The organism is Nonomuraea sp. GTA35, assembly GCF_041950525.1.
Classification (GTDB): Bacteria; Actinomycetota; Actinomycetes; order Streptosporangiales; family Streptosporangiaceae; genus Nonomuraea.
Window position 1 is genome coordinate 148,756 of record NZ_JBGNUV010000010.1, and the last position, 15,691, is coordinate 164,446.

General features: G+C 72.4%; 19 protein-coding genes and 1 pseudogene. 8 read left to right on the forward strand and 12 right to left on the reverse strand.

From position 1 onward, the window contains the following. The first annotated feature begins 135 nt into the window (after window positions 1-135). Window positions 136-1,212 carry a hypothetical protein gene (locus ACBJ32_RS37370; RefSeq protein WP_375130746.1) on the forward strand — a complete coding sequence of 359 codons (1,077 nt, stop codon included), beginning with the start codon at window positions 136-138 and terminating at the stop codon, window positions 1,210-1,212. Window positions 1,213-1,236: 24 nt separating this feature from the next. Here ACBJ32_RS37370 and ACBJ32_RS37375 read toward each other — a convergent pair whose 3' ends face one another. Then, a complete protein-coding gene (locus tag ACBJ32_RS37375; RefSeq protein WP_375130747.1) occupies window positions 1,237-1,752 on the reverse strand; it encodes a hypothetical protein in 516 nt (171 codons plus the stop codon). A gap of 123 nt (window positions 1,753-1,875) precedes the next feature. Between ACBJ32_RS37375 and ACBJ32_RS37380 the strand changes: the two genes are divergently transcribed. Continuing rightward, window positions 1,876-2,547, forward strand: coding sequence for a response regulator transcription factor (locus tag ACBJ32_RS37380; RefSeq protein WP_375130748.1), 672 nt, complete (start codon window positions 1,876-1,878; stop codon window positions 2,545-2,547). Beyond that, the gene (locus ACBJ32_RS37385) at window positions 2,544-3,890 is read left to right on the forward strand and encodes a sensor histidine kinase (protein WP_375130749.1); all 1,347 of its coding nucleotides are present in this window, start codon (window positions 2,544-2,546) and stop codon (window positions 3,888-3,890) included. The genes ACBJ32_RS37380 and ACBJ32_RS37385 overlap by 4 nt, the downstream gene beginning before the upstream one ends. Here the strand turns inward: ACBJ32_RS37385 and ACBJ32_RS37390 are convergent. Further along, window positions 3,834-4,808 carry a GNAT family N-acetyltransferase gene (locus tag ACBJ32_RS37390; protein WP_375130750.1) on the reverse strand — a complete coding sequence of 325 codons (975 nt, stop codon included), beginning with the start codon at window positions 4,806-4,808 and terminating at the stop codon, window positions 3,834-3,836. The genes ACBJ32_RS37385 and ACBJ32_RS37390 overlap by 57 nt on opposite strands. A gap of 9 nt (window positions 4,809-4,817) precedes the next feature. Beyond that, window positions 4,818-5,612 carry an MBL fold metallo-hydrolase gene (locus ACBJ32_RS37395; RefSeq protein WP_375130751.1) on the reverse strand — a complete coding sequence of 265 codons (795 nt, stop codon included), beginning with the start codon at window positions 5,610-5,612 and terminating at the stop codon, window positions 4,818-4,820. A gap of 44 nt (window positions 5,613-5,656) precedes the next feature. Here ACBJ32_RS37395 and ACBJ32_RS37400 point away from each other — a divergent pair, with 44 nt between their 5' ends. Then, window positions 5,657-6,088 (forward strand): VOC family protein, encoded by a 432-nt coding sequence (locus tag ACBJ32_RS37400; protein ID WP_357874465.1) that lies wholly within the window; start codon window positions 5,657-5,659, stop codon window positions 6,086-6,088. Here ACBJ32_RS37400 and ACBJ32_RS37405 read toward each other — a convergent pair whose 3' ends face one another. The 4 genes from ACBJ32_RS37405 to ACBJ32_RS37420 all read right to left on the reverse strand — a co-directional run bounded on the left by ACBJ32_RS37405 (window position 6,089) and on the right by ACBJ32_RS37420 (window position 10,433). After that, window positions 6,089-6,730, reverse strand: coding sequence for a response regulator (locus ACBJ32_RS37405; protein WP_375130752.1), 642 nt, complete (start codon window positions 6,728-6,730; stop codon window positions 6,089-6,091). It abuts the gene before it with no gap. 22 nt (window positions 6,731-6,752) lie between these two features. Then, window positions 6,753-7,922, reverse strand: coding sequence for a sensor histidine kinase (locus ACBJ32_RS37410; protein WP_375130753.1), 1,170 nt, complete (start codon window positions 7,920-7,922; stop codon window positions 6,753-6,755). Window positions 7,923-7,988: 66 nt separating this feature from the next. Then, complete coding sequence (locus ACBJ32_RS37415) at window positions 7,989-8,456, reverse strand: hypothetical protein (RefSeq protein WP_375130754.1); 468 nt, start codon at window positions 8,454-8,456, stop codon at window positions 7,989-7,991. 174 nt (window positions 8,457-8,630) lie between these two features. After that, the gene (locus ACBJ32_RS37420) at window positions 8,631-10,433 is read right to left on the reverse strand and encodes a flavin-containing monooxygenase (RefSeq protein ID WP_375130755.1); all 1,803 of its coding nucleotides are present in this window, start codon (window positions 10,431-10,433) and stop codon (window positions 8,631-8,633) included. Between the two features lie 154 nt (window positions 10,434-10,587). Here ACBJ32_RS37420 and ACBJ32_RS37425 point away from each other — a divergent pair, with 154 nt between their 5' ends. The 3 genes and pseudogenes from ACBJ32_RS37425 to ACBJ32_RS37435 all read left to right on the forward strand — a co-directional run bounded on the left by ACBJ32_RS37425 (window position 10,588) and on the right by ACBJ32_RS37435 (window position 12,554). Further along, window positions 10,588-11,916 (forward strand): hypothetical protein, encoded by a 1,329-nt coding sequence (locus ACBJ32_RS37425; RefSeq protein ID WP_375130756.1) that lies wholly within the window; start codon window positions 10,588-10,590, stop codon window positions 11,914-11,916. A 91-nt stretch (window positions 11,917-12,007) separates the two neighbouring features. Further along, window positions 12,008-12,151, forward strand: a pseudogene (locus tag ACBJ32_RS37430) (ArsR/SmtB family transcription factor); the annotation flags it as partial. A gap of 157 nt (window positions 12,152-12,308) precedes the next feature. Next, on the forward strand, window positions 12,309-12,554 hold the full coding sequence (locus ACBJ32_RS37435; RefSeq protein ID WP_375131015.1) for a hypothetical protein: 246 nt from the start codon (window positions 12,309-12,311) through the stop codon (window positions 12,552-12,554). Between the two features lie 6 nt (window positions 12,555-12,560). Here the strand turns inward: ACBJ32_RS37435 and ACBJ32_RS37440 are convergent, their stop codons facing one another. Further along, window positions 12,561-13,007 carry a protein phosphatase gene (locus tag ACBJ32_RS37440; RefSeq protein ID WP_375130757.1) on the reverse strand — a complete coding sequence of 149 codons (447 nt, stop codon included), beginning with the start codon at window positions 13,005-13,007 and terminating at the stop codon, window positions 12,561-12,563. A gap of 116 nt (window positions 13,008-13,123) precedes the next feature. Further along, window positions 13,124-13,912, reverse strand: coding sequence for an SGNH/GDSL hydrolase family protein (locus ACBJ32_RS37445; protein ID WP_375130758.1), 789 nt, complete (start codon window positions 13,910-13,912; stop codon window positions 13,124-13,126). 86 nt (window positions 13,913-13,998) lie between these two features. Between ACBJ32_RS37445 and ACBJ32_RS37450 the strand changes: the two genes are divergently transcribed. After that, complete coding sequence (locus ACBJ32_RS37450) at window positions 13,999-14,604, forward strand: TetR family transcriptional regulator (RefSeq protein WP_375130759.1); 606 nt, start codon at window positions 13,999-14,001, stop codon at window positions 14,602-14,604. On the opposite strand, the gene ACBJ32_RS37455 is transcribed toward ACBJ32_RS37450, so the two are convergent. The 3 genes from ACBJ32_RS37455 to ACBJ32_RS37465 form a co-directional block, all read right to left on the reverse strand. Next, window positions 14,564-14,896 carry a DUF5946 family protein gene (locus ACBJ32_RS37455; protein ID WP_375130760.1) on the reverse strand — a complete coding sequence of 111 codons (333 nt, stop codon included), beginning with the start codon at window positions 14,894-14,896 and terminating at the stop codon, window positions 14,564-14,566. The two genes, ACBJ32_RS37450 and ACBJ32_RS37455, sit on opposite strands and share 41 nt — an antisense overlap. Window positions 14,897-14,964: 68 nt before the next feature. Continuing rightward, complete coding sequence (locus ACBJ32_RS37460) at window positions 14,965-15,174, reverse strand: hypothetical protein (protein WP_375130761.1); 210 nt, start codon at window positions 15,172-15,174, stop codon at window positions 14,965-14,967. Window positions 15,175-15,239: 65 nt separating this feature from the next. Further along, window positions 15,240-15,650, reverse strand: coding sequence for an Lrp/AsnC family transcriptional regulator (locus ACBJ32_RS37465; RefSeq protein ID WP_375130762.1), 411 nt, complete (start codon window positions 15,648-15,650; stop codon window positions 15,240-15,242). Window positions 15,651-15,691: the final 41 nt, after the last annotated feature.

Consider the following 15,691-nt stretch of genomic DNA (forward strand, 5'->3'; position numbering starts at 1 on the left):
GCACGCCGGTGGCGCGCCCCCGTGACGATCGCCGTCAGGGGGGCGCGCTTCTGCGTGCGGGGGCGCGGACGGACGGCCCCGGCTCCCGCCGGTGACCCGTTGACGTACGACCAAGCGCTTGTTAGAAAGCCGGGCATGGCGCTGTCACCGCTCGACGACTACCCCGTCCACCAGGCCGCCCAGGTCATGCGGCACGTGACCACCGGAGACCGCAACTTCTACGACCGCTACTACTTCAACTGCCACGCCGCCTCCGACGAGCTCATGCTCATCGTCGGCCTCGGCCAGTACCCCAACCTGGGCGTCACCGACGCCTTCGCCTGCGTACGCACCCCCGACCTGCACCGGGTGGTCCGCGCCTCGCGCGAGCTGGGCGCGGACCGCATGGACACGCGGGTCGGGCCGTTCCGGGTCGAGGTCGTCGAGGGGCTCAAGCGGCTCAGGGTGGTCCTGGAGCCGAACGAGCACGGCCTGTCCTTCGACCTCCTGTGGGAGGGGACGATCCCGGCCGTGCTGGAGCCGCGGCACTTCCTGCGGTGGCAGGAGCGGGTGGTGTTCGACTCGGTACGGATGGCGCAGACGGGGCGCTGGTCCGGACACATCAGGATCGGGGAGAGGGAGATCTCCGTCACACCCGACCGCTGGATGGGCACCAGGGACCGGTCATGGGGGATCAGACCCGTCGGCGAGCCGGAGCCGCCCGGGATCATGGCCAAGAACCCCGGGACGTTCTACTGGCTCTACGCGCCGATGCGCTTCGACGACCACGCCATCCTCTGCATCGTCCAGGAGGACGAGCGGGGCCGCCGGCTGCTGGAGGAGGCCGTACGCGTGTGGCCCGACGGCCGCGAGGAGGAGTACCTCGGCAGACCGGAGTACCGCCCGGTCTACGCCCCCGGCACCCGCGACGTCGTCGAGGCCACGATCACGTTCGCGCCGCCCGGCGGCAAGCCGTTCGACGTGCGCTGCACGCCGCTGCTGCCCGTCCATCTCATGGTGGGCACCGGCTACGGGCTGGAGCAGGAGTGGCGGCACGGGATGTACCAGGGTGCCGGGCCCGTCGTGCAGGGCGTGACGTACCGGCTGCCCGACGACGCCGCCAGGATGTGGGGCCTGGTGGACGCCGTCGGGCGGTTCGAGTACGACGGGCTCGTGGGCCACGGGCTCTTCGAGTACTGGGCGCTGGGACCGCACCCGTCGTTCCCGGAATGAGCCCCCGGGCGAGCCCCGGCTCGCCTACTCCGCGGGCTTCTTGCAGATGATCTTGACGGTCCCGGCCGGGCCGCCCTCGGGCGGGGTCACGCCCTCGACGCGCTCGGCGCCCTCGACGCGCTCGACGCCCTCGGCGGGCAGGGCAGGCAGGGCGGGCACCGCCTTGGCGAAGTCGTCCGACGAGAGCTTCTCGGCCTCCTCCGGCGAGAGCTCCTTCACCTTGGAGAACTTCTCGATCTCCTCGGGCGTGAGCGGCTCGGCCTTCCGGACCGCCACGCCCCCGTCGGGCAGCCGCTCGACCTTCACCGCGCTGCTGTCGTCGACACGTGTCGCCTTGCCGTCGGGGCCGACCACGACGCCTTCCTTGAGCGGCTCGGCCGGCAGCGCCGGGACCACCTCGACGACCTTGCCGTCGGGCGTCGTGCAGGTCACCTTCGAGCCCGCGGCCGGGGAGGGCTCGTCGGCCATGGCGGAGCCGGCCAGGCCGGTGATGGCGAGCACGGCGACCGTGCCGAGCACCGCGAGACGACGCTTGAACATGGATTCTCCTCACTGGGGACAACCGAACGCCTCGAGGATGGCCACCCGTACCTGAAGTGATCCTGAAGAGCGCCTGAGTGATCTTCAGGTTGGCTTTAGGTGCGCTGAGGCACCCTGGTCGGCGTGCGAGTGTTACTGGTGGAGGACGAGGAGCGGCTGGCCGACCTGGTCAAGGGCGGGCTGGCGGGCGAGGGCTTCGCGGTGGACGTGGCCCACGACGGCCGCGACGGGCTGTGGATGGCCACCGAGAACGCCTACGACGTGATCGTCCTGGACGTGATGCTGCCCAGACTGAACGGGTACGCGGTCTGCTCCAGGCTGCGCGAGGCGGGCGACTGGACGCCGATCATGATGCTCACGGCCAAGGACGGCATCTACGACGAGGCCGAGGCCCTGGACAACGGGGCCGACGACTACCTGGCCAAACCCTTCTCGTACGTGGTGCTGCTGGCCAGGCTGCGCGCGCTGGTGCGGCGGGGCGGGCGCGAGCGGCCGGTGTCGATCGGCGTCGGCGACCTCGTGATCGACCCGGCGGGGCTGCGCTGCCGCAGGGGCGAGAGGGAGATCCAGCTCACGCCGAAGGAGTTCGCGGTGCTGCACGCGCTGGCGCGCCGGGCCGGGGAGGTGGTCTCCAAGAGCGAGCTGCTGGCCCAGGCGTGGGACTTCGCCTACGACGGCGACCCGAACATCGTCGAGGTCTACATCAGCGCGCTGCGCCGCAAGATCGACGTGCCGTTCGGCAGGACGACGCTGATGACGGTGCGCGGCGCCGGGTACCGGCTGGAGGCCGCGTGAGCCGCTGGGGGTGGGCGGTGGCCGGGCTGTCCTCCGTGCGCCTGCGGGCGACGGTGGCGGCCACGCTCGTGGTGGCGCTGGCGCTCGGGCTGGCGGCGCTGATCCTGGTGGTGGCGCTGCGCGGCACCCTGGTGAGCACCGCCGACGCCGAGGCGGCCAAGAAGGCCATGGCGGCGGCCCCGTACGCGGAGACGCTCGAGCTCAAGCAGCCCGACGACGCCGGGGTGCGGCCGGTGACGCCCGCCACGCCGGCGGAGACCGCCCCGCTCGTCCAGGGCAAGGCCGGCGAGGTACGCCTGAAGGACGGCAGGGCGGTGCGGATCGCCGACCCCGACCTCCTGGTGACCAGGAAGCAGGCCGCCGCCGCCTCGGGATGGGCGGACCCGGGCGAGTACGCGGTCGCCGGGATCGAGGTGGCCACCGCGGCCGGGCCCGCCATGGTGATGGCCCGGGTGTCGCTGGACAGCGCGCAGCAGGCCCTCCAGACGCTGTACCAGACCCTGCTGCCCGGCGTGCCCGCGCTGCTGGCCGTGGTGGCGGGGATGACGTGGTTCTCGGTGGGCCGGGCGCTCGGCCCCGTGGCGGCGATCAGGGCCAAGGTGGCCGACATCACGGCCCGCGACCTGAACCAGCGGGTGCCCGTACCGCGCTCCAAGGACGAGATCGCCGCACTGGCGACCACCGTGAACGGCACGCTCGACCGGCTGGAGACCGCCGTGGAGCGGCACAAGAGGTTCGTCGCCGACGCCGCGCACGAGCTGCGCAGCCCCATCGCGACCCTGCGGGCCCGGCTGGAGCTGGCCGAGCCCAGCGAGCTCACCGAGGAGGCCCTGGCCGACGTCGAGCGCCTGCAGTCGCTGGCGGCCGACCTGCTCATGCTGGCCAAGCTGGACGCCGGCGAGCCGCTGCGCGTGGCCGAGCTGGACCTGGGCCAGGTGGCCGCCGAGGCGGCGCTGCGGGCCAGGCGGCGGCCGGAGGTGCGGGTGGAGCTGGACGTCGAGCCCGACGTGGTGATGAAGGGATCGAGCGCGCACCTCGACCGCCTGGTGACGAACCTGGCCGACAACGCCGTACGGCACGCCGCCTCGACCGTACGGGTCCGCGTGGCCGCGGACGGCGGGCAGGCGGTGCTGGAGGTGTGGGACGACGGGCCGGGGATCCCGCCCGGCCAGCGGGAGGCGGTGTTCGGCCGGTTCACCCGGCTGGACGAGGCGCGGGCCAGGGACGCGGGCGGCGCCGGGCTGGGGCTGCCGATCGCGCGGGACATCGCGCTCCTGCACGAGGGGTCACTCGTGTACGGCGACCGGGGGTTCGTCGCGTGTTTCCCGCTGCCTGACGGGTAGCGCGTAGTTCGTGCTGCTCCTAGTGACCATGAAACCGGCCCGCTCGTACACGCCGACGGCGCCCGTCGGGTTGTCGAGGTCCACGTTCAGCCCGGCGCTGCGATATCCCTGGCGCGCGAAGGCGGCCAGCGCGTGAGCGATCAGCGTGCTCGCCACGCCCCTGCCGCGCCACTCCCGCAGCGTGCCGACGATCATGATCCGGGCCTGGTCGCCGGAGGCGTGGGTGATCAGCGCGCCCACCACCCGGCCGCCGGCCAGGGCCAGGAACGAGGACAGGGGGCGGAAGTTGCGGGAGCCGGTGATGTGGCCAGCCCAGCTCTCCCTGGTGTGCGGCACGGCGCCCCAATGGTCCCTGAACGACTCGTTGCGTACGTGACGGGCGCCCTCGTCCAGCTCGGGCGTCCAGGTGGCGATCGTCACCCCGACGGGGGTCCTGGGCTCGCGCAGGCCGCCCTCCAGGCCCCGCTCCATCAGCGCGAACCTGCGCACGGCGGCGAAGCCGGCACTCGTGGCCAGCGCGTGGGCGCCCGGGTTGCGGTCGTCCGCGGCGAGGTGGATCTCCGCGGGAACGCCGGGGAAGGCCCGCTCGCTGAGCGCCGGCGCCGCGCCGACGGCCCAGCCGACGATCCGCCTGCCGAATCCCCGCCTGCGGTAGGACGGGTGCACGCCGCCCCACAGCCGCAGCACGTGCACCCCGCCCTCCGCGGACTGCCTGACCGGCAGGTGGCCGAAGGCCGCGACGCGGTCGCCGTCCCTGGCCGCGAGCGTGCTCCCCGCCAGGTCGATCCGGCGGTGGAAGAGCTGCTCGCGCACGTCCTCCACGCTGCGACGCTCGCCGGTGCCGTCGGCGTCCGCCATCGCGGCCCACAGGCCGGCCAGCGCGTGGGCGTCCTCGGGTTTCAGCGGCCCCCATTCCATGCGGGTGGCCTAGGCGTCGAGCTGCATGAAGGCGCGGGCGATCGCCTGACGGGAGACGTCCTCCGGATAGGGGAACGACTTGATCATGTCGCGCAGCCCCTCCACGTGGGCCTGCTTGGCCAGGTCGGCCACCAGGGCCAGCTCGTCGTGCTGCGCCAGCGCGTACGACCGGTCCACCACCGCGCCGTGCCCCGGCACGATCACCTGCTCGGGCATCTCGTTGAGCATCGCCGCCAGGGTGCCCGGCCAGTCGAGCGGGTACGAGTCGGCGAACGCCGGCGGCGCCCCCTCCTCCACCAGGTCACCGGCGAACACCACGCCCGCGTCGGGCACGTGCGCCACCACGTCGTTGCTGCTGTGCCCGAGCCCGAAGTACCGCAGGTGCACCATGCGGCCGCCGATGTCGAGGCCGGCCGCCACGGTGAACGTGTGGTCGGGCGGCACGATCGTCACCTCCTCCAGCTCCTCCCGCTGCTCCGGCCGCCGCTCGATCAGGGCGGCGCGCTGCTGCTCCCCGTCGGCCTCGATCTCCTCGACGCACCTGGCGTGGCCCCAGATCTCGGCGGGCAGGAAGATCGCGTTGCCGAAGTAGTGGTCGAAGTGGGAGTGGCTGTTGACGACCGTCCACGGGCTGGCGGTGATCGTACGGACGGCTTCGACGAGGTCCTGCGCCTCCCGGTGCGAGCTTCGGGTGTCGAGCACCAGGCAGTGCCCGTCGCCCACGATCAGTCCGGTGTTGAGGTCGTACGACCGATGCCGCCGGACGTAAACCCGGTCGCCTACCTCCTGCCATTGCTCGTTCATGTCCACCGACTCTAACTTTTGAGCCCTACTTTTAGGATCGTTGCATGGCATATGACTTCCAGGTCGTCGTCGACTCGGGCGACCCGCACCCCCTGGCCGACTGGTGGGCCGACGCGCTCGGCTGGCAGGTGGAGGCGCAGGACGAGTCGTTCATCAGGGAGTTGATCGACAAGGGTCACGCCTCCGAGGACGACACGACGACGCACAACGGCGCGCTGGTGTGGAAGGCGGGCGCGGCCATCAGGCATCCCGACGGCCTCGAACGTGCTCCGCGCGTGCTGTTCCAGCTCGTGCCCGAGCCCAAGTCGGTCAAGAACCGCGCGCACCTCGACATCCGGGTCGGGGCCGGCAACATCGAGGCGGAGGTCGCGCGGCTGACCGCCAGGGGCGCCAAGGAGCTGCACCGGGGCCGCCAGGGGCCCAACTGGTGGGTCACGCTCGCCGACCCGGAGGGCAACGAGTTCTGCGTGTCCTGATCAGCCCCGCAGGTACGCCAGCACCGCCAGCACCCTGCGGTGCCCGTCGGCGGCGGGCGGCAGGTCGAGCTTGGTGAAGATGTTGGCGATGTGCTTGGCCACGGCCGCCTCGGTGACGTGGAGCTCCTTGGCGATCGACGCGTTCGCGCGGCCCTCGGCGATGAGGCCGAGCACCTCCTGCTCGCGCGGGGTGAGCCTGCCCAGCGGGTCGCGCCGCCGCCTCAGGAGCTGGCGCACCACCTCGGGGTCCACGACCGTGCCGCCGCCCGCCACGCGGTCGAGGGCGTCGACGAACTCGCGTACGTCGCCGATGCGGTCCTTCAGCAGGTAGCCGACGCCCGCGCCGCCGCCGGACTCCAGCAGCTCGGCCGCGTACGTCTGCTCCACGTACTGGCTGAGCACCAGCACCGCCAGCTCCGGGTGGCGGGCGCGCAGCTCCAGCGCGGCGCGCAGGCCCTCGTCGGCGAAGCCGGGCGGCATGCGCACGTCGGTCACCACGGCCTCGGGGCGATGCTCGGCCACGGCCTCGACCAGGGCGGGCGCGTCGCCGACGGCGGCGACGACGGTGTGACCGAAGCGTTCGAGCAGGCCGGCCAGGCCCTCCCTGAGCAGGACGGCGTCCTCGGCGATCACCACGCGCACGGTCTCTCCCCTTCCCTTGCGCTCAGCACGGGATCTCCGCCCGCAGCCGGGTCGGGCCGCCTGGCGGGCTCGACAGGGACAGTCTCCCCTCGACCACGGACAGCCGGTCCGCCAGCCCCGTCAGCCCTGTCCCCTTGCCGGGGTCGGCCCCGCCGGCGCCGTCGTCGCGCACCTCGACGACGAGCGTGCCGCGCTCGACCCGGCCGGTGACGGCTCCCCTGGCGGCGCCGCTGTGCTTGGCGAGGTTCGCCAGGGCCTCGCTGACCACGTAGTACGCCGTCACCTCGACCGGGGCCGGCAGCCGGCCGGGCAGGTCGACGTCCACGTCCACCGGCACGGGGGAGCGCCCTGCCACGTCCCGCACCGCCGCGGCCAGCCCCCGGTCGGTGAGCACCGGGGAGTGCACGCCCCTGATCAGCTCGCGCAGCTCCACCAGCGCCTGCTTGGCCTCGTCGTGGGCCAGCCGGATCAGGCGGGCCGCCTCCGACCCCTCCGGCAGGTCCAGGCCGGCGACGCCGAGCGACATGGACAGCGAGACCAGCCGCTGCTGGGCGCCGTCGTGCAGGTCCCGCTCGATCCTGCGGCGCTCCATCTCGAACGCGTCCACCAGCCGCGCCCGCGACCGCAGCACCTCGGTGAGCTCGGACTGCGCCGGCGCCAGGATCGCGCGGGCCATCGCGCCGCGCGCGCCGGCCCAGGCGGTGATCGTGTACGCGGCGACGGGCAGCAGCAGCACGCCCGCGAGGGTGGACAGCACGCCGGCGATCGGCGTCAGCTCGTCCTGGAGCACCGGGGACAGGGCCAGGACCAGCGGGCCGCCGATCGTGAACGCCAGCATGACCAGATCGATCCACCACAGCACGAGGAGAGTCATGATCGCCAGCCCGGCCTCGCGCCGGCGCCGGTGCGGCGCCTCGGGCACGGGGACGGCGTCCACCAGGCGCAGGCGGAGGCGTTCGAAGGGCCCGACCAGCACGCTGCCCAGGGCCAGCGCGGCCAGGCCCGTGACGACGCCCAGCGCCGGGGTGACGAGCGTGCCGCCGGCGGCCGCGGCCGCCGCGACGCACCCCGCGGCCACGCCGGGAACGGCGCTGGCCGCCAGGTACGCCGCGCCGCGCCAGGGCCAGCCGGAGGCCAGGAACGGCAGAGGGTGCCGGGTCAGGGCTTCGAGCGCGGTCCTGTTGAGCACCATGTGACCGTATCGGCCGAGGTCAGGGGCGCGCAGTAGTGCCAGGGATAGCTTCCGCGCCCGCGCCTGTCACCCGTACGGCCCGTTGCCGCCGGACACCGCCGGCGCGTTGACCTGGCTTCCCGCGGACCGCCTGACGTAGGGCAGCACCCCGATCTGGAAGTCGTCCTCGTAGATGATCGTGCCGGGATCGGGCGAGCGCACGACGTCGTACGCGACGCCGTACCGGCGCAGCAGGTCCTCCAGCGGCGCGAGCGCGTCGATGAGGCAGGCCGCGCCCGGCTTGAACCACGGGACGGCGCGGATGGTGTTGCCGTCCGCGTAGAACGGCGGGTACGGCAACCGCGCGATGAACCAGTCGTCCACCTTCGTGAACAGTTCGTCGTCCACCGGGGTCAGCCGACCGGCGCGGCGGAGATGGTGACAGGCGGCGAAGATGCCCACGGGCACGCCGAGCCGCCCGTAATAGCGGACCTGGAACCGTACAAAAGGGCCGCCGTCGCCTTTGCGCAGGGGTTTCCGGCTTCCATGAGTCACATTGCTGGTTTACCCCGTCCGATCGGCGGGCCCACGAAACGCCTACCCTGCGGACACGCTTGTCGCACGCCGCGGTCAGGCGTTCGCGGTCAGTCCGGCGACCTGCCTGGCCCGCTCGCCGTGGGTCCGGTGGGGCACGCTCATCTCCCGGCCGCCGCTCATGGTGGACGAAGGCTACCGATCTTGGCGCCCGCGGCGGAAGTCGAGGCCCTCGAACGCGCCCGACTCGCGCCAGCCGTCGATGTAGGCGAAGTACGCCATCGCCCCGTGCGGGTGGCCGACGCCGAGCCAGCTCTTCCTGCCGGGATCCTGGCCCTCGTTGTTGTAGTAGCCGGGCGTGCAGTCCTGGGAGCCGAGCAGGCGGCCGGTGCCCGACAGGAGGAACTCCACCCAGCCCTCCTCCGCCTCCTTGGTGGGCTCGACCTCCGCGTACCCGTGGTCGAGGGCGTGCCTGACGGTGACGGCGATGGTCCTGCCCGCCTCCGTCAGGTTGTGCGGGATGTTGGAGATGAGGTTGGCGCCCTGCGTCGGCTGGACGAGGAAGGCGTTGGGGAAGCCGTGCACGTGCACGCCGTGCAGCGTGCGCATGCCGTCGGCCCAGTGCTCCGACAGCCGGACGCCGCCGCGCCCGGTCAGGTCGTAGCCGGCGCGGCGGATGTAGTCGGTGCCGACCTCGAAGCCCGAGGCGTAGATGACGCAGTCCACCTCGTACTCCCGGCCCGCCGCCACCACGCCCCGCTCCGTGATGCGCTCGACGCCCTTGCCGCCGGTGTCGACGAGGTGGGTGTTCGGCAGGTTGAACGCCTGGAGGTACTCGTCGTGGAAGCAGGGGCGCTTGCAGAGCTGGCGGTACCAGGCCTTCAGGTTGCGCGCGGTCTCCGGGTCCTGGACGACGGCGTCCACGCGGGCGCGGATCTCCTCCATCTTCTCGAAGTCGGCGTCCTCGAAGGCGGCCAGCATGCTCTCCTGGGTGAGCTCCTCGGGCCGCAGGTGCTCGATCTTGGCGCGGAAGCGGCGGGAGATGTCGGTCCAGCCGTCCATGACCAGGTCCTTCTCTGCGGGGGCGCCGGTCTGGTTGGCCGTGAAGTTCTCCAGCCAGCGCTGCTGCCAGCCGGGCGTCGCGATCGTGGCGAACCACTCGGGGTCGGTCGGCCGGTTGTCGCGCACGTCCACGGAGGACGGCGTGCGCTGGAAGACGTACAGCTCGGCGCAGGCCCTGGCCAGGTGCGGCACGCACTGCACGGCGGTGGCGCCGGTGCCGATGACGGCCACCCGCTTGTCCGCCAGCCGGTCCATTGGCGCGCCGGAGGGGTCGCCGCCCGTGTACGCGTAGTCCCAGCGGCTGGTGTGGAAGGCGTGGCCGCGGAAGTCGTCGATGCCCGGGATGCCGGGCAGCTTGGGCACGTGCAGCGGGCCGATGCCCATGGCGACGAACTGGGCGGTGAACGCGTCGCCGCGGTCGGTCCTGATCAGCCAGCGGGAGCGGGTCTCGTCCCAGGTCAGGTCCGTGACCTCGGTGTGGAGGAGGGCGTTGTCGTACAGGCCGTAGTGCTTGCCGATGCGGCGGCAGTGCTCGAGGATCTCGGGCGCGTGCGCGTACTTCTCGGTCGGCATGTGGCCGGTCTCCTCGAGCAGCGGCATGTACACGAACGAGGCCGTGTCGCACTGCGCGCCCGGGTAGCGGTTCCAGTACCAGGTGCCGCCGAAGTCGCCGCCCTTCTCCACGATGCGGACGTCCTCGACCCCCGCCTCCTTCAGCCGGGCGCCGGTGACGAGCCCGGCGAAGCCGCCGCCGATGAAGGCGAACGTCACGTGGTCGGTCTTGGGGTCGCGCTCGATCCGGGGGGTGTACGGGTCGTCGAGGTAGCGGGAGAAGCGGCCGGTGAGGCGGAGGTACTGGTCGTTGCCGTCCGGGCGCAGCCGCTTGTCGCGTTCCTCGCGATATTTCCGGCGCAGGGCTTCCTTGTCGATGGTCATGGATGTCCTCCGCGAGACGCGACGACAGATTGGCGACCGAATTCCAGAATGTCATTCGGTAATGGCGTGGACAAGGGGGCCCGCGGTATCCCGGAGCGGTGACCGGGATGTCCACTATTGTGGGGGCCCGGACACACGAGGAAGCGGATCTGTCTTGGCCCATCGCGCACTGGTCATCGCCATGTTGCCGGCGATCGGGCTGCGGGTGCTCGCGGTGCTCGGCTTCCCGCCCGCGATCCTCTTCTACGGCGACTCCTTCGCCTTCCTCAAGGAGGAGCTGGCACCGGGGACCGCGCGCCCCTCCGGCTACTCCCTGCTGCTGGCGCTGCTGCGGCCCGCGCACAGCCTCACGCTGGTGACGGTCCTGCAGCACCTGCTGATGCTCGCGCTGGCGGTGGCCCTGTACGCGCTGCTGCGCCGCCGCGGACTGCCGGGCTGGGGCGCGACGCTGCTGGTCACGCCGCTGCTCTACGACGAGTTCCTCATCCTGCTCGAGCACATGATCATGGCGGACGCCGTCTTCGTCGTGCTCGTCACGGCGGCCGTCGCGCTGATCGTCTGGCGGGTCACCCCGGCCACGGCCGCCGTGGGCGGGATGCTGCTGGGCCTGGCCGGGATCACCAGGACCGTCGGCCTGCCGCTGCTGCTCCTGACCGCCGCGTACCTGCTGATCAGGCGGTACGGCTGGCGCCCCCTGGTGGCACTGCTGGTGGCCGGGGCGATCCCGCTCGGCGCGTACGCGACCTGGATGAAGGTGGAGAAGGGCAAGTTCGGCCTCACCGAGGCCGACGGGAACTTCCTGTGGTCCAGGACCATGAGCTTCGCCGACTGCGCGGTCATCAAGCCGCCGGAGCGGCTGTCCGTTCTCTGCCCGGACATGCCGGTCGAGCAGCGGCCGTATCCGCCGCACTGGTTGTGGGAGAGCTTCTCGCCGCTGCTCAAGGTGCCGGGCACGGCCAACAGGAACCAGCTCGCCGGCGAGTTCGCCAGGCAGGCCATCCTCGCCCAGCCGGGCGCGTACCTGGGGGCGGTGGCGACCGACCTCAAGCAGCTGCTGCGCTGGGAGCGCACGGGGGTGGACGAGAAGACGCCGTACAAGCTGCCCGTCTCCGAGCGGCCGATCAGCGAGTCGGTGCGCGGGGTGGCCGAGTCGTACGAGGCGGGCCCGGCGGCGACCCGGGTGGTCGAGCCGTTCGCCGGGTGGCTGCGGGCCTACCAGCGCTTCGGGTACGTGCCGTTCCCGCTGCTCACGCTGGCCCTGCTCGGGACGCTGGCGGCGGCGCTGGTCAGGCGGCGCTGGGACGCGCTGCTGCCGGGGCTGGCCGCGCTCGCGCTGGTCGCCTCGCCGCCGTTCCTGGCGGCCTTCGACGTGCGGTACGTGATCCCGGCGATCCCGCTGATCTGCCTGGCGGCCGGGCTGGCCCTGGCCAAGGGGGACCGGGCGGCGCCGGCGGAGGAGCCGGAAGCGGTCAGGGCGGCCTGAACCGCTGTGTTACGGTGCCCCGCAAGGTGACGCTCACAGGTGATGGGAAGCTATGACGGAGGCCGGGCCGACGGGTGACGACCTGGTCGAGATGCTCGCCGCGCCGGCCAACCCGCTGCGGCTGCGCATCATCGCCCGGCTCGCGGCCGGGCGCGACTACGTGAGCCACCTGGCCCGCGAGATCGGCATCAGCCGCCCGCTGCTGCACATGCACCTGCGGCGGCTGGAGGCCGCCGGGCTGATCGCCGGCAGCCTGGAGCTGTCGGACGACGGCAAGGCCATGAAGTACTACGAGGTCACGGACTTCAGCCTGCACCTGACCGCGTCTTCGCTGGCCGAGGCGGCCAGGACGCTCACGAGGCCGGACCCCGAGGAGGGCTCCTGGGCCCGAGGTGATCTTCTTCCTCGGGGTGCTGATCCTCGTCACGTTCCTGATCAGCGTCCTCACCGTGGGGATCTTCGAGTCCCGCAAGTCCCGGCGGCAGGCCGACGCGGCCGAGGAGCTGCGCGGGCTCATGGCGCGGTTCGAGGAGCTCGCCCGGAGCACGGTGGAGGCGCAGGAGCGCATGGCCGCAGAGCTGGCGGAGCTGCGCTCCCGGACGGAGTCGAACGAGCGGATCTTACGGACCGTGGAGTGACGCCTCCTACGGGGTGACGGGGGAGGCGTCGAAGCGGGTGACGAAGCGGCGCTGCCACGGGGTCTCGACCGCGTGCCTGTCGTAGTGCTCGCGCACGTAGGCCACCGCGCGGTCGCCGGGGACGCCGTCGAGCACGGCCAGGCAGGCCAGGGCGGTGCCGGTGCGGCCCTTGCCGCCGCCGCAGGCGACCTCGACGCGCTCTGTGGCGGCGCGGCTCCACGCTTCGCGCAGGGCCTCGGCCGCGGCCGGACGGTCGGACGGGAGCCAGAAGTCGGGCCAGCGCACCCACCGGTGCTCCCAGCCGACGCCCGGTGGCTCCTTGCCGAGGAGGTAGAGGGCGAAGGCCGGCTGCGGGCCTGAGGGAAGGGGGTGGCGCAGGCCCCTGCCGCGGACGAGGCGGCCCGATGGCAGGCGCAGCACGCCCGTGGCTGAAGGGTCCCAGGTCTCGGTCATGAGGCCGAGCGTAACCAGGACGGCCCTGCCCGCAGCGGGCTTCCGCTTTCGGCTGACGCCCGTCCGGCCCGAGGCGCCTGCGAGGCGCGGGCTTCCACCCGTACGACCTGCGCCGGTCATGTGCCCTTGATGCCGGTCAGCCAGCCGCCGGCCAGTTCGGTGACGAGGGCGCCGCCCCGGTCCGTCAGGTGGATGTGGTCCACGAGCAGCTCCCGGCCCCCCGCGCGGGCGATCTCGTCCCAGGTGCGCCGGAGCAGGTAGTGCTGGGCGGCGACGGTGAAGGCGAGCGGGAAGCTGAAGCCGTACGACGTCCGGGTGTCGTGCCGGAGGATGTCCGCCATGCGCTCGTGCAGGGCCAGGTAGTCCGTTCCCGTCCGGGCGGCGAGGTCCTTGACGGCGGCGTTGTAGCCGGTGAGGGTGCGGTTGATCGGGGCGTTCAGGTCCTCGCCGAGCGGGGGCAGGGACATGAGGGCGACGCGGGCGCCGGTGCCGCTCCTGACGCGGTCCACGATCGCGCGCAGGTTGGCGCGGTACTCGGCCGGCGGGACGCCGTTGCGTACGTCGTTGGTGCCGATGAGGAGCGTCACCGCGGCGGGGCGGCAGGCCACGATGTCGGTGTCGACACGCTGGAGCAGGTCGGCGGTGGTGTCGCCGTTGCTGCCCGCGTTGACGAACTCGTACGCGGGGAACGCCGCGCGCAGCGAGGCCACCCAGTCGGCGCCGAGCGAGCCCTGGGTCATGCTGGCTCCGGCCGCCACGACGCGCGGCCTGGTGGCCCGCGTCGCGCAGGCGTCGGCGGGCGGGTTGTCGGCCGGGCGGAGGAAGGTGAGGTAGGCGACGGTCCCGGTGGCGCAGAGCGCGGCGGCGAGCAGCAGGCTGATGGTGATGACGATGGGTCTCTTCATCTAGACTCCTGGTTGGTAAACACTTACTAACCCAGATCGCAGGCTAGTGAGTGTTTACTAACCATGTCAACGGCGAGAGGGCGACCATGGGCACCAGAGACGTGATCCTCGACGCGGCGGCCGAGGTCATGGCCGAGCGAGGCCTGGCCAACGTGACCACGCGCCAGATCGCACGGGCCGCCGGCTTCACCGAGGCGGCCCTGTACAAGCACTTCCCCAGCAAGGCCGACCTGATGGTGGCCGTGATGCGGGAGCGCTCCCCCGACTTCTCCCCGCTCGCCGGGGCACTGCGCGGCGGGGGCAGCCTGGCGGACGCCCTCACCGCCGTGGCCAGGGCGGCCATCGAGCTGTACCGCGCCGGGTTCCCCATGTTCGCCTCGGTGTTCGCCGACCCGGCCACCCTGACCACGCACAAGGAAGAGCTACGGCAGGAGGGAGCCGGGCCGCACAAGCCGAACGAGGCGCTGGCCGCCTACCTGCGCGCCGAGCAGGCGGCGGGCCGGGTGCGGGCCGGGGCGGACGTGCGGGCGGCGGCCGGGCTGCTGCTCGGGGCCTGCTTCCAGCACGCGTTCCTGGAGCACATGTCGGAGGCGGGGTTCCGGGACGACGAGGAGGCGGCGGCCTCGTTCGTCCGCACGCTGCTCGACACCCTCACCCCCACGCCACCACCGTGTCCGCCGCCCAGCGCCTGACGCGCTCCTCGTGCCCCTCGGCCGGGAAGGTGCCGTCCAGGGCGACGTCGGTGATCGTCGTGGCGTACCCGGGCGGCGGCGTGGCACCGCCGGGGAAGGGCGGCGCGCCGGGGAAGTCGTCCGCGCCGGGCGTGTGGCCGCCGTGTCGGTGGGAGTTGAGCCGGCGGGCGCGCCGGGTCAACGGGGTGAGGGCGGCGAGCCCGCCGCGCAGGTAGACGTGCAGCAGCGCCCACTGGGCCGGCGTGGCCGAGCCGGCGCCGCGCGAGGGGTGCTGCAGGTAGTAGCAGGCCACCGTGACGGCGTGTACGGGCTCGTCGTGATCCCGAACTCGAGCCGAGCCAGGTCGAGCGCGTCCACGGCTCAGCGCCCGGACCGCCGGAAGACCCCGAACTCGACCAGGAGCCCGAGGACGGCGCCTCCGGCGAAGGCGATGAGCTCGTCCACCCCGAGGCCGGTGTCCCGGGTCATCAGCAGGGTGACCAGCACGTTCCCGACGATGATCCCCGCAATGACGAGGACGACCAGCCGCACCGTCCGCCCGGGGGATCCGCCGGCCTGTTCCGCACTCATCTGGGTGTCTCCTTCATTGTAGGCACGCTACACGTAGGCAGCCTACATATAGAAGAACCCGGCCGCTAATCCTTGATGCGCTTCATGGTGAGGTGGGAGTCCACCCGGGAGACCGCGGCCAGCGGCAGGATCTGCTGGCTGAGGAACCTCTCGTAGGCGAACTGATCGGCCACCGCCACGCGCATGTAGTAGTCGGGCCGCCCGAACATCCGCCGGAACTCCAGCACCTCCTCCAGCGCCGCCACCCGCGACTCGAACTCCTCGACGGTCTGCAGGTCGTTGACCGCGATCTCCACCGACACGACCACCTCCAGCGAGCGGCCGAGCGCCTCGGGCGAGATCTGCGCCCGGTACCCGGCGATCACCCCGGCCTCCTCCAGGCGCTTGACCCGGCGCAGGCACGGCGGCGGCGTCAGCCCCACCCTGCGGGCCAGCTCCACGTTCGACATCCGGCCGTCCTGGGCCAGCTGGAACAAAATTTCACGATCAACGTGATCCAGGATAATAAGATTGCTCA